Source organism: Catalinimonas locisalis, assembly GCF_038039535.1.
Lineage (GTDB): Bacteria > Bacteroidota > Bacteroidia > Cytophagales > Cyclobacteriaceae > Catalinimonas.
This window is the reverse complement of sequence record NZ_JBBPHP010000036.1, coordinates 17643-30254: the sequence shown is the minus strand read 5'-3', so window position 1 is coordinate 30254 and position 12612 is coordinate 17643. Positions and strand designations below refer to the sequence as shown.

The window sequence follows — 12612 nt, the reverse complement described above, 5'->3', positions numbered from 1 at the left end:
CGAACTACTATGTGCATCAAGAATATGTGTCATCTTTTTAACTTCATGAATAAATAATGGCTTCAGGTCTTTTCGCTCTATTGGATGATGTGGCTGCTCTGGTAAAAGCTAGTGCTGCTAGTCTTGATGATGTGCCCACCCAGGTAGCAAAATCTACCGGTAAGGTATCTGGTGTTGTCATTGACGATGCCGCTGTCACTCCCAAATATGTGGTGGGACTTGATCCCTCACGAGAACTTACCATCATTTTTCAGATTGCTAAGAAATCGCTTATCAACAAGTTGCTTATTTTAGGCCCGGCCGCCCTTATTCTTGGCTTCTTTGTGCCCTGGCTTATACAACCTATATTGATGCTGGGCGGTGCTTATCTGTGTTTTGAGGGCTATGAGAAGGTTCATTCCGTATTTAGCAAATCTCACAAGGGCACAACACACGATCAAGCTAATGATGACCTAAAAGCAATCTCCCCAGAGGAGTTGGAAAAGCTAAGAGTTGAAAGTGCAGTACGAACAGATTTGATACTATCTGCTGAAATTATGGCTATTACATATGCTACTGTAGCGGAAAAAACTCTAACTACCCAGATCATTGTATTGGCAGCAATCGCTCTGCTTATTACCCTTGCTGTATACGGCTTTGTGGGTTTAATTGTAAAAGCTGATGACTTAGGGATACATATGGCAAAAGATAAGCATCCCAACAGCATCAGAACGATCGGACGGGGTATTGTAAAGTTCATGCCACTTTTTTTAAAAATTCTCAGCTATATTGGAACCATAGCGATGTTATGGGTTGGGGCCGAAATCATTGTTCACGGAATACCTTTTTTGCATCATGGGCTGGAAAGTTTGGTGCATGCTGTCCCTGATGTGCCCACCCTTCCCTGGATTGTGAAGGCTTTTGTATGTGCTGTCGGTGGCCTGATTTTAGGAGCACTTATTGAAAAGATCATAGCGCTGATACGCAAATATTTTGTAAAGCCTAAGGCGAAAAAATCAAGTCAATAATTTACAGTAGGAGAGGTATGATCCTCTCCTGCTTTTGATGCTTGGCAAACATTCTTATTCTACTTCCCGAAAACGTTCATGTATCTATTCTTCTCTTCAGAAAAAGTCTAAGCTACCGGGGCCAATTCCAAAACCTCCCATTGCAGATCACCTGCATAACGGTGTGATACCTTACCATCTTCATCCATAGCAAGCAGGTGCAACCAACTGTTATCACACAGATTACGGACCGAAGGATATTTTTCCAGGACATTATTCATGGCTTCTAAAGGAGCTTCAATGATCACATTCAGCTTTAAGGGTTCATGCTGGTATTGTTTTCCGTCATGCACCGATTGCCAGGGCAGCCCCACCCGCAGATCACCGGCATAACCTTCCAACACGCCAATGCCTCCGGTTATATTGTGCAGAGTTTTGTTTCCCGAACCGTAATGTAGATTGTCTACAGTAGAGGCATAATACTGTAGGCTGATCCAACTCGTTACTACCATGGGAGCGGTCATAATCAGTTCTAATACCTTAAATCCATGATCTTTTTTCCAATCATATGAATGCAGGAAGGACCTCCCTTTAAGGTCTAACCCTTGTGTTCTACCACGGGGAGCTACTACAAAAGCTGAGCAGCCGGCCAGTCCCCATTCCGGACGTACCTGGGCCCAGTCTTTGCTTCTGGCGATGACAGCTGCATCTACTTGCTTACTTTGCTCTATCTGCAAGCGTAAAGCCCGCTCTCTCCGTGCCGATTGCCCGGCCTGCTGAAGCCACCGTTTCAAATCAGCAAGCTCTTCCTGATGACTGGCGGGGGTTTCATCCGCATTGAAAAGGCTTACTTCATCTGTAGTGGTATCGTGCTGGCAGGCAAGAAAAAATGTATCTTCAGGTATCATAATCCCATCTTTTTTGAGATGCTCTCTTACCACTTCATTATTCAGCACTGTCGCTGCTACCCGAGCATTAGCTTCTCCGGTATGGCCTCCACAAGCCCCACAATCCAGCCCGGTGGCATAGGGATTATTTACTGTGCTGGAGCCATGACCTACGATCAGCACCAAGCGGGCGAAACCGTCAGTCAGCGACATGGCTTGCAAAGCAGATTTGGCCAACTTGACCTGTTCTTCCAAGGGTATTCCTGTCACTTCATGTCCATGCTTTTCAACTTCCAGGCTGACGCTTTTGTGCTGATAAACAGATGACTTTATTCCTTCCCGGTTAGGATGTGGCACCGGCCGGGTAAGTCCGAAAGTATCAGTAAATAGTTTTGGCAGGTATGCCAACCCGACTGGTCCTACAAAGCTAAAGCAGGATATCGCTCCCATTTTAAATGATTTCCAGGCCTTGTCTACCTGATGCTTGAGCTGGCGGCTCTTGACTGCAGAGGCATGTTGCGACTGATTGGGAATCTCTTCCTTCACCACAGGCCCGGTAGGCAACAACACCGGGCATTGTGCCTGTCCATGCTCATGCCCGATGGGTATATACTTGACCGGAAAAGCGAAGAAGCCGGCAAAGCCTAAGGTATTTACCTCGGGCGCTACCATTTCCAGATGTCTGCGAAAAACTTCTGAGCGTACATCAATACAGAAAATAGCCTGTACTTTGGGGTTTTGGGCAAAACCCTCGGCAGTATTGGTTTTAGCTTTAAACTGTTCAATTATGGCGCGCTGACCTGCCAGATCATAGGCTTCCTGAAGGAGTAATTTCTGCGCCAGTTGAGGGCTTGGCTCAGTTTTAAAATTCAGCACAGAGAGTTCCTCAAGCGCTTTTTGCCAGCTTATCTGGAGTTCAGGACTCTTCAGGCACTGATATAAGCAAGCCTCCCAGCAGATGAGTATGCAGAGAAATTGTATCAGGGCGCCATCCTGATCACCATACAACTCATTATCCCAGTCAATACGGGCAACATAGGCTGACCATCCCCCCACCCGCATAAGTAAGCGGTGCAGGTAGAGGTCCAAAGATTCTTCAGGTATGTCTAGTTGTGTTAGTGAATACCAGGCAGCATCAAGAGGCTGTTCGGGTAACTTCTTTATCATCTTCCGAAAGCCGGAGAGCCCTAATACTTCGGGTGTGCGGTCTATCTGCGCCTCACTGTGCCAGGCGGTAAAGATACCTTCGTTTTGGTTAGCGCTTATCCAGGAGGCTTGTCCTTCGTCAAAGTAAGCACCGGCCCAGGAAGTGATACGGTCGGTAAGAAAGCGGTTCCAGTCGCGTCCGGTTAACGCTGTAGCCACATCCGTCAGGGATGGCGCCATGGGATGTATATTTTCGCTTTCTTGATCTATTCGCTTTACGCTTCTGATTAATTTTTCAATTTTTTCCTCACCGTACCCTTTATTAGAAAGTGCAGTTGCGATATCTGCTTTTTTGATCTTACCAGCATGAAAAGCTTGCAGGTAGAATGAAATGGGTAGTGTCATCTCCACATTTCCAACTTTGGCCAGCTTCTCTGCTGCCTGCTCAAATGGCAGGTCAGCGAGCCCCAGGTAAGGGTTAACTGCCACAAAATTTTCCAGCGGCCACACCGGAGCAATCTTTTTACAGGCTTTCCGTAAGATTTCTACCAAAGCATCTGGCTGACCATCTGCATGATTATGATTTTTTGTCATTGTCTTTAGTTTTCAGAAGTATTTAAACCAGAATTTTTTACAGTCTTTCCAATACAACTGCTTCGCTGTACTCTTCTTCACTGTTCAATAACGCTTTCTGAGTAAGGGACTCTTGTTTTGCATAGTGCCTGATACTTTGCCTGGTGGGTGGTATTTTTAGGGCTCCTACCAGACGGTCCAAGCAGGCATTAACGTACAAGCCATTACGAAAATGGATACTCATCTTGTGCCAAAAAGCACTGGCAGGTAGAGCAGGCGCGAGCATTTGCGCCAGCACTGCCGCTCCATAGGTAAGTAAAACTATTCCAATAAAAAGACTGGTTAACACACCTGCTTGTGTCAGGCCGGGCAATTGTGACTGCAACAGATAATGGGTGCCGCTTTCCAGCGAGAAGAAGGCAGTAGCTACCGCAATAGCCAGCAGACAGGTACGTAGCATACTACTGAAATAACTGGTAGAGTCCAGAGCCGGTGCAAGCATCTGAGACAAGCCCATCACTATGATAAGTCCGGTTGCCAGCAGCGCTAGTTCTTCTACCGGGTCAATACCCCACAGCAGAGAAAAACTCAGGTAGATGGCAAAAGCCAGCAAAATACTTATCGCTACACGAAACGGGCTACCTAGCCTCTTGGGCAAGGTTACTTTGGAAGCGCGCACCACTTCAATGACACTACCTGAAGAGAGAAAGGCATGGGCTTTGTAAAATGAGTGGGCGACCAGGTGCAACATAGCTGCTGGATAAACCCCCAGTCCGCATACCATCAGCATAAAACCCATATGGGCCACACTTGAATACCCAAGAGCGGTTTTTACTGAAGGTTGAGTAAGAAAAGCTACTGAAGCAAAAAGTCCGGTAAAGCCTCCGAAGGCAATGAGCACCAGCGGAGCATAGGTTACCCCGCTCATCACAAAAGCCATACGCGTTATCAGGAATGGTCCGGCATTCAGTAACCCGGCATGCAGGAGAGCAGAAACCGGGGTGGGTGTTTCCATGACTTCTACCAACCAGCCATGGGTAGGAAACTGGGCTGATTTTAGAATAGCTGCTAAGGCTAATAATACGGCTGTCGTTTCCAAGCTGGTAGAATTGCTAGTGGAGGCAGAAACATTTTTTATTCCCTGGAAGATCGTTTCCAGGTCTCCCGTTCCAAACTGATTATAGAGCAGAATAACTGCTCCCAGCAAGCAGGCATCTCCCAACCGGGCCATGATAAATTTTTTGCGGGCAGCAATCACGGCTCTGGGGCGCTCGGGATAAAATACCAAAAGTCGGTGCAGGCAAAGGCTCGTCAAAACCCAGGAGATTAACAATAACCCTAAATTGGCTGAGAGCACGAGCAACTGTACTGAAGCGATGGTGGCAGACAACCGTCCCAGGAAGATACCCTGCCGCTGGTCTCCGTCCAGGTAGTTCATGCTGAACTTGAGTACTACAAAACCTAATAAAGCGATCATACACAGCATGAGTACACTCAAAGGGTCCAGTCTGATCGCCAGACCTATTTCAGCATAACCAAAGGTAGGGCTTTGTAACATGCCATGCTTAAAAACTAAAAAGCCGCTGAACGCGGCAATAAATATGGTAAATACGGCAGAAGCCAGGCTTAGCTTTTTTACAACATAGGGCTTGCCACCCGGTTGAAACCAAGAAGCTATCGCCGTAGCAGTGAAGGCCAGAGGTGATAATATTATAATCAGGGTAAGAAAGTTTACCGACATACTTTGTTTCAATTAAAATGAGAATATCTTTTTTTAGCGTTTGTAAAATTTTGTGATAAAAACAGACTGCTACCTCATCAATTTTATTTCAAATATCCCTTCCAGGCTTATGTTGCCTCCCTCTTCTTTTGATTGTTCAATTAATGATCTCAATTGCTTCTTTTTCTCTTTAAGCTCCCCTATTTTTTTGTCACGGTCCTCAGTACTGGTTGAGTGATCCGATTCCCACTGGGATAGAAATTGCAGCTTGTAAAAATTGATGTGAGCATCAATGATAGACGAAACCATATCTGCTGCTAGTAGTGGATTGTAGACTCCAATCATAAATTTTGTTGTCTGTAGTTGTTCAAACGAATTCATAGCTATAGTTCTAAGCGTGATACCATTTATTGAATAATAATTTGTTCCAACCGGTTTCTATCTTGTTCATACCCTGGTCTAATCGCTTTCAAAAGAAGCAGGCAAACGATGATGATGACAGATGCCACAACTTCTTTCAATAATATGCTGCCATTTAGTGCAGACAATAAGATCCAGGATCCAAGCAAAGTAAAACCTGTAATCACGTATAGAATTTGCCTCAGCTTGTCGGGCATAATTCCCAATTTGCCTACTGTGTTAATTTCTTCAACTTGTTTTGCTGTTTTTTGCATAGTATCTGTTTGTTTGTTGTACTCTGCAAAGGTTATAATTTATTATCATATATTTTCATTTATGTTTTTAATGTATTTCATAAAATAATTTTATATTTTATTCTGATTAACCCCTTAGGTGCGTGCTGATGCAGTTTTCTGTAACTTATCAGAGGGTTTACATATCGCTATTTTTCCCCACAGTCATAATATTCATTCATATTATCCTCTCTTTATGTGCATCAACAGTATAGTTTAGCGCCACCTGTTAGTCTGACAGCTAAGGGTGATCATATGGCTATGATGAGTTGAACAAATATTGAATCAGGAAAGGAATAATTCATTTTTCCGCTAGTCCATCACTATCAGCACAAACTATCTTTGAATTACCGGAGTGCTGGGCCCGGACATTTTGTCAAAAAGACTTTGATCATTTCTTTAAATTTCTCCAGACTATTTTCTTAACAGGAAACACATTCGTCCTTACCACATTCAGTATCTTGTCCTTTAAGCTTTGTTCTGTTTTTCCTGAGGATAAGCTAGGAGCTCTACCGAAATGCTTTTCATCTCATATTTATGCTTCTTTGTGTTATTTCATTGAGGTTTGAAATCTGCTATTTATAAAGGAAATAAAATCATATAATTTTATTTAACTTTGCAGCTAGACTTATAAACTATTTTTATGAATTATACTATTCATCAACTTCAGATATTTTTGAAAGTAGTTCAGACCCGGAGTATTACCAAGGCTGCCGAGGAGTTATACATGACTCAGCCCGCGGTTTCCATACAGCTTAAAAATTTTCAGGATCAGTTTAAGATTCCGCTGACCGAAGTAATTGGCCGACAATTACATATCACTGAGTTTGGGCATGAAATTGCTTCTATTGCCGAGAGAGTTATCCAGGAGTTATATACAATTAATTATAAAACAGAGGCGTATCAGGGTATTATGACCGGACGCTTATCCATATCTTCTGCCTCCACCGGCAAGTATGTAATCCCTTATTTTTTATCAGGTTTCTTAGAGCAGCACTCCGGTATTGATCTGGTGTTGGATGTAACCAATAAAACCAAGGTAGTGGAAAGCCTTAAAAATAATGAAACCGACTTTGCCTTAGTTTCGGTATTGCCAGATAATCTGCACATTGAGGAAGAACTGCTGCTTGAGAACAAGCTATACCTGGTAGGCAACCAGCCTAAAAAGCAGGAAAACAAACCTCTGATCTACCGGGAAGAAGGCTCAGCCACCAGAATGGCTATGGAAATATATTTTAGCACTCACCAGGGTAATCGTAGGAGAAGAATGGAACTCACCTCTAACGAGGCGGTAAAACAGGCAGTAATTGCGGGTTTGGGCTATTCTATCGTGCCACTCATCGGTATTCATAATGAGCTGGAAAATAAGCAAATTCATATTTTGCCTGCCAAAGGATTACCTATCAAAACCAAATGGCGACTGGTCTGGCTAAAAGGCAAGAAACTCTCTCCGGTCGCCCGTGCATATCTGGATTTTGTAAGACAAGAAAAAGAAAAAATCCTGGAAGGCCATTTTCAGTGGTGTCTGGAGTATAAATAGTATTGGGGCATAGATTTTTCAAAAAGAATTTATTCTGAAAAAGGTGGAATGATTCTTTATGCTAAAAAAGGTTAAAATAAAGCTTAAACTCTGTTCCTTCATTTAGCTTGCTTTTGACCTGAATCTTCCCGCCATAGTTTTCTATCACTCTTTTGACAATATACAAGCCTATGCCCGTCCCTTCTATGTCTCTATGAAAACGCTTAAACATTGTGAAAAGCTTTGCTTGTTGAGTTTCACTAAGCCCAAGACCATTGTCCCGGACACTTAATACAATTTGACCTTTTTCTTTATAAGTAGCCACTTCTACCTCAGTTTGCCTTTCGGATGAGCGGTACTTGACGGCATTGCTGAGCAGATTATAGAGGATACTTCTCAGGTTGGCTTTAGCAAATATCAGTTCCTGCACCTGTAAATTATCACTTATTATAGCATTAGAACTCATAATTAAGGGGCTTATTTCTTCTTTTACTTCTTCCAACACCTCTTTGAAAGAAACTACCTCCTTTACTTCCTCCAGATTTTTCTGTGCCTTAGTCACTTCAATAAGACTTTCTATGGTACTCTGCAATCTTGATAAGGAAGTGCCCATTTTCTCAATTATTTGTTTTTCAGACTCATTCAGCTTCGGACATATAATTCTTTCTACCAAGGAAAGTAGCCCTTCCAGATTAGTAATGGGAGCCTTGAGGTCGTGTGAGGCGGTATAAATAAAGTTATCCAGGTCAGTATTTACCTGATGCAACTCTTTATTTTTCCTCATAAGCGTTTCGTTTTTAATGCGCTCACTTAAATCCCTGGTAATTTTTGTAAAACCTATATGCTGATTTTTATGATTATATATGGGAGCAATGGTCACATTCGCCCAGAATTGGCTTCCATCCTTTCTTATTCTCCATCCCTCGTCTTCAAACTTTCCATTTTCTAAAGCTTTGGCCAGTTCAAAATCAGGATATTGAGCTGCAGCTGCTTCTGTAGGATAGAATATTGAAAAATGCTGATGGATAATCTCCTCTTTGCTATAACCTTTCAGCTTTTCAGCGCCAGCATTCCAGGTGGAAATATACCCCTGGGGGTCTAACATGAATATAGCGTAATCTTTTACGCTATTGATCAATAGTTGATATCTGGCTTCACTCTCTTCTAAAAGTTTTTTAGGCCCAGAAGACTGTGGCTTATTATTCATACTCCGAAGCTTAAATCCATAGATGAAAAAGTTACACGATAATGTTGATAGTAACAAAGATAGGAAAGATATCACTTTGTATCTATCTAACTTTCTCTACAAAACCAACCTCTATTATACTTTTTTAAAAAAATTTCACAATGTGTAGACTCAGGTTGATTGTAAGCCATCTATGATACTGCTCCCATTGGATATGATTAATACTCAACTACACTTTGTATGGTTCAATGAGCTATTGGCAGAAATTAACAGATATTCTTTAAAAGAACATATTGGTAAAAGTGTCAGAGAACTACTGCCTAAACCAGGCTGATAAAGGGGAGCCGATTACACGCAGTAATATTGATAATAAAGAGTCAGGGCTTGGGATTGAACTTAGTGGAGAGACTGATGCTCAGCCGGATGTGCAAAGCAGCTGGACAGAAAACTAGCTTCCTTTCAAGAATTACTGAGAAGTAGAGGCCATCAATTGAGCAAGCCTATGCCCAGATTAGGATAGATAGAGGTCTTGTGATTCAATTTCTCCGTAAAATTTACGGAGCATCAGCTCAAGTTGTTGAGCATAAATAATAAGGTGTTTATTTGCTGTATAAGGTTAGCATGAAGCATTCTATGTTTGGAGTAAAAAAGCACAGGTGCTTGAAACCTAGATGAGCACAGCTCAGTTAGCTTGCCCTTTATTCGTTGGCAGGTTTTGTCTCTCTTAGAAAAACACTAATAGGTGCTTTTTCATTATATATGGCAATTCTGTCTATGCCAAAACCATGAGATCTACCCGCTACATAGAATTCATACAGCCCCGGCTTCTCTATATCCCAATATACCCAGTCTGGTCCCCAGGTAAGCCATTGGAAGGAATCTACTGCATGGTCTCCTACACGCTTAATGGGTGGAGGCCAGCCTACAATATGCACCCAAATATCGTTGTCCCCATCTTTTTCCAGATGATGATTACGTAAGTTGATGCGATATCTTCCCGGCACCTTTACTTCTACTGGTATTACCAGCCAGTCTTCAGGATTTCCCTGTAACTTACCCTCAGTATCTGTTTCCTGATCATGTCCACTTCCTGTCACAGGCCCCACATATTTCAGATAACCTGTACCAGTACAGTTTTTTCCTTTTTCTACGGCCACAAAATTCCACAGCTCGCTATGAGGCATGTTTTCTGCCTCCAATACAAGATATCCTTCTTTATTAATACTGTACTGCCTTTCCTGAGCAAGGGACAGATGAGATAAAAGCAACAGAACTGGAATGATGGCTTTCATAGATGTTATTTGTCAAAATATTTTGAAATACTCTTCTGATTCTCCACACGTAACTATAGATTATTCCTGCAGGTCTCTGTTTTTCAGCTGGTCATTGGCAATTCTCTGATACACACCTGTTCGGCCTGAGTTGGAGAGCATCATGTACAGGGAAAGCAAGCCACTGTCCTCATGGGAGGTGAGCAAAAGTCTCCCATCATCAGAAAAATCCAGGTACTCAACTCTGGGGCAGGGCAATTCAAATACTTTCTTATAATCGCTCATGCGGATGAAGGTAATCTGCGGCTCCTGGCTACCAATGGCCAGATATTGTCCGTCAGGCGTAAAAGCGATGGCCTCTACCCGTAATGGTCTTTTGAAGGTCTGTAATAATGCTCCGCTTCGGAAATTAAACACTCTGGCTGTGCTGTCAAAGCTGCCGGTAGCGATGAACTGTTCATCATCTGAAATACGTACTGATTTTACCGAAGCTTCATGTCCTTCATACTGACGAATCACCTTTCTTTCCTGCACATCAATCAGGGAAACGAAACCTGCGTAGTGGGTTTTTCCGGTCTCAGGATCAGGCGTCTGTATGTTTCCGGCCACTACCAAGCGGCTGTCATCTTTCGTAAAATCCAGAGAGTTGATGGTAGAGCCTGCCTTGATCTTAGCCAGCATTTCATAGGTATCGCCATCCCAGAGCCAGGCGTCTCCCGCTTCTGAGCCGGTAGCGATCAGTTTGCTATCATGCGACCAGGTGATGCCATCCAGGCCACTATCGTGCTCCCAGGCAGCCAGTTGCTTACCACTTTCCACATCCCAGATGCGCACATAAAAATCTTCTCCACCGCTGGCTACTCTTTTGCCGTCAGGAGAGAAGACCACACATTCTACCTCAGATTCATGTTCATTTTCCCACACCAGCGAACCATCTGCTGTGCGCCAGAGCATCACTTTATAGCCGAACTTTGAGCCTGACACGGCCAGCCTTCCATCAGGGGACAGCTCTGCCGCTTCTACTGCTCTTAATTTTGTTGAAAAATCTGCTACTCTGTGCCAGAGCGGAAAAACATCGGGTGCCTCGCTATTATAGATCAGGTTCTTTTCCTCCTGAGCGTAGCCGGTCTGGAGCAAAGAAACACTTAGGATGAGCAAAAAAATAAACTTCATATTGCTGATTATTTAGGTAATGTGTAGTGATTAAGTCATTTGTTAAGCTTGTACTGGCTTATGGTCTTCTATGTAAGCCGGATCAATGGTAACACCCAGTCCCGGCCCAGTGGGTACCTTTACCACTCCTCCCTTACTCGTCAGACTAGAGGTGGGAGAATCCAGGGGCAACTCATTGTTAAAACCTTTAAACTCATGATAAGGCCCGGCATTGGGTACTGCCGACACAAAATGCATCATGTACAGATAGCCCAGCCCGGAGCCAGAAATATGCGGGGTGCAGACCTTGTTTCTGGCAGCTGCCATGCGAGCAACCTTCATGGAGCGTATCATTCCGCCGAAGTAGAAGATATCGGGCTGCACGATATCCAGTGCATCATTTTGAATGAGCCAGCGAAAGCTGTGCATGCTGGGTTCCTGCTCTCCTCCCGCAATCGGGACAGTCAGCGCATCGGCTACCTGTTTGGTCTCTTCATACCAGTCAAAAGGTACGGGTTCTTCGTAAAAGTCATATTTGTATTCCTCCATCAGCTTTCCAATACGGATGGCTTCATCGGGCGTATAAGAGCCGTTGGAATCGGCGTAGATGGTCATCTCATCGCCGAAGGTTTTGCGCACCAGCGGGATGAGCTTCTCGGTCCTGCCAGGAGGGTAATCTGCATTATTGCTCATCCGTCCACCTACTTTAAACTTCAGGGCTTTGGCCTGCGTTTCTTCTACCTCTTTCTGGATAAGCCGGATAGATTCCTCGGCTGATTTCCCCCGGTAATTATTCGCCTGATAGACAGCAATCTCCGGATGGTGAATATCACCTATCAACTCTCCCATAGATTTACCGGCAATTTTGCCCAGCATATCCAGCACAGCAAACTCAATGGTAGCCAGAGGAACCCAGAGTGCCAGATTTTGCAGCTTGTAATTGCTCTTGTACACATATACTTCGTCCAGCAATTGTTCCCAGTCGCGTGCGTCTTTACCGATGAAAAAAGGCTGTAGTCGAAGCTGAAAAATCGGGTACAAATAAATCATTTGGAAATTGTTGCTTACCGCAATGCCTTCAGCACCATCGGTAGAAGTTACTCTACAGATAAAGTTATCCTCCAGCCGCAGCAGTTCCAGTTTTTCAATGACCACCGGACTGCTGAAGAGCTCTTTTTTGAGCACCGGCTCAGCAAGAATTTTGTCCAGCTCTTCATAATCATTGGTAGGAGCACCATAAGCTGGGGGGGAGGCTCCAAAGATGACTGCTGACCCAAGCGTGCTTACAGCGGCTGATTTAAGAAAATGACGTCGATTCTGCTGTTTATTCATGATCACTACTATTTTTTTAGGTGGTTGAAGCATTCTTTTTTACTCTATCGTAATGAAGTTCCAAATGCGCGACTGATAAAACTAAGATTTTGAGCAGAACTGGTAACTATTAAGGTTAACCCTAATTCTTCAATTTATTTTTTCCAGT

General features: G+C 43.5%; 11 protein-coding genes. 3 read left to right on the top strand and 8 right to left on the bottom strand.

Annotated elements, in window-relative coordinates; genetic code table 11:
• Positions 1-56 precede the first annotated feature (56 nt).
• Entirely contained in the window at positions 57-1007 is a 951-nt protein-coding gene (locus tag WJR50_RS26800) for a DUF808 domain-containing protein (protein ID WP_341296393.1), read from the top strand.
• A 107-nt stretch (positions 1008-1114) separates the two neighbouring features.
• On the opposite strand, the gene WJR50_RS26795 is transcribed toward WJR50_RS26800, so the two are convergent.
• The 4 genes from WJR50_RS26795 to WJR50_RS26780 form a co-directional block, all read right to left on the bottom strand.
• The gene (locus tag WJR50_RS26795) at positions 1115-3613 is read right to left on the bottom strand and encodes a YbcC family protein (RefSeq protein WP_341296392.1); all 2499 of its coding nucleotides are present in this window, start codon (positions 3611-3613) and stop codon (positions 1115-1117) included.
• Between the two features lie 37 nt (positions 3614-3650).
• A complete protein-coding gene (locus WJR50_RS26790; protein WP_341296391.1) occupies positions 3651-5333 on the bottom strand; it encodes a proton-conducting transporter transmembrane domain-containing protein in 1683 nt (560 codons plus the stop codon).
• A gap of 69 nt (positions 5334-5402) precedes the next feature.
• Positions 5403-5693, bottom strand: a complete 291-nt coding sequence (locus WJR50_RS26785) for a hypothetical protein (RefSeq protein WP_341296390.1) — start codon at positions 5691-5693, stop codon at positions 5403-5405.
• A 26-nt stretch (positions 5694-5719) separates the two neighbouring features.
• Positions 5720-5986 (bottom strand): hypothetical protein, encoded by a 267-nt coding sequence (locus tag WJR50_RS26780; RefSeq protein ID WP_341296389.1) that lies wholly within the window; start codon positions 5984-5986, stop codon positions 5720-5722.
• 661 nt (positions 5987-6647) lie between these two features.
• Between WJR50_RS26780 and WJR50_RS26775 the strand changes: the two genes are divergently transcribed.
• Positions 6648-7544: a LysR family transcriptional regulator gene (locus WJR50_RS26775; protein ID WP_341296388.1), complete on the top strand. Its 897-nt coding sequence runs from the start codon at positions 6648-6650 to the stop codon at positions 7542-7544.
• Positions 7545-7605: 61 nt separating this feature from the next.
• On the opposite strand, the gene WJR50_RS26770 is transcribed toward WJR50_RS26775, so the two are convergent.
• Entirely contained in the window at positions 7606-8730 is a 1125-nt protein-coding gene (locus tag WJR50_RS26770) for a sensor histidine kinase (RefSeq protein WP_341296387.1), read from the bottom strand.
• A 281-nt stretch (positions 8731-9011) separates the two neighbouring features.
• Here WJR50_RS26770 and WJR50_RS26765 point away from each other — a divergent pair, with 281 nt between their 5' ends.
• Positions 9012-9161, top strand: a complete 150-nt coding sequence (locus WJR50_RS26765; protein WP_341296386.1) for a hypothetical protein — start codon at positions 9012-9014, stop codon at positions 9159-9161.
• A gap of 246 nt (positions 9162-9407) precedes the next feature.
• Here WJR50_RS26765 and WJR50_RS26760 read toward each other — a convergent pair whose 3' ends face one another.
• From WJR50_RS26760 to WJR50_RS26750, 3 genes are read right to left on the bottom strand one after another with little or no spacing between them, the layout of a single operon-like run.
• Positions 9408-10001, bottom strand: a complete 594-nt coding sequence (locus WJR50_RS26760; protein WP_341296385.1) for a hypothetical protein — start codon at positions 9999-10001, stop codon at positions 9408-9410.
• A gap of 60 nt (positions 10002-10061) precedes the next feature.
• Complete coding sequence (locus WJR50_RS26755) at positions 10062-11153, bottom strand: WD40 repeat domain-containing protein (RefSeq protein WP_341296384.1); 1092 nt, start codon at positions 11151-11153, stop codon at positions 10062-10064.
• Positions 11154-11195: 42 nt separating this feature from the next.
• Positions 11196-12464, bottom strand: a complete 1269-nt coding sequence (locus tag WJR50_RS26750) for a mandelate racemase/muconate lactonizing enzyme family protein (RefSeq protein WP_341296383.1) — start codon at positions 12462-12464, stop codon at positions 11196-11198.
• Positions 12465-12612: the final 148 nt, after the last annotated feature.

Bases quoted from the DNA above. Each gene is read 5' to 3' on its own strand.
- WJR50_RS26800 (WP_341296393.1), top strand. From the start codon at position 57: ATGGCTTCAGGTCTTTTCGCTCTATTGGATGATGTGGCTGCTCTGGTA.
- WJR50_RS26795 (WP_341296392.1), bottom strand. From the start codon at position 3,613: ATGACAAAAAATCATAATCATGCAGATGGTCAGCCAGATGCTTTGGTA.
- WJR50_RS26790 (WP_341296391.1), bottom strand. From the start codon at position 5,333: ATGTCGGTAAACTTTCTTACCCTGATTATAATATTATCACCTCTGGCC.
- WJR50_RS26785 (WP_341296390.1), bottom strand. From the start codon at position 5,693: ATGAATTCGTTTGAACAACTACAGACAACAAAATTTATGATTGGAGTC.
- WJR50_RS26780 (WP_341296389.1), bottom strand. From the start codon at position 5,986: ATGCAAAAAACAGCAAAACAAGTTGAAGAAATTAACACAGTAGGCAAA.
- WJR50_RS26775 (WP_341296388.1), top strand. From the start codon at position 6,648: ATGAATTATACTATTCATCAACTTCAGATATTTTTGAAAGTAGTTCAG.
- WJR50_RS26770 (WP_341296387.1), bottom strand. From the start codon at position 8,730: ATGAATAATAAGCCACAGTCTTCTGGGCCTAAAAAACTTTTAGAAGAG.
- WJR50_RS26760 (WP_341296385.1), bottom strand. From the start codon at position 10,001: ATGAAAGCCATCATTCCAGTTCTGTTGCTTTTATCTCATCTGTCCCTT.
- WJR50_RS26755 (WP_341296384.1), bottom strand. From the start codon at position 11,153: ATGAAGTTTATTTTTTTGCTCATCCTAAGTGTTTCTTTGCTCCAGACC.
- WJR50_RS26750 (WP_341296383.1), bottom strand. From the start codon at position 12,464: ATGAATAAACAGCAGAATCGACGTCATTTTCTTAAATCAGCCGCTGTA.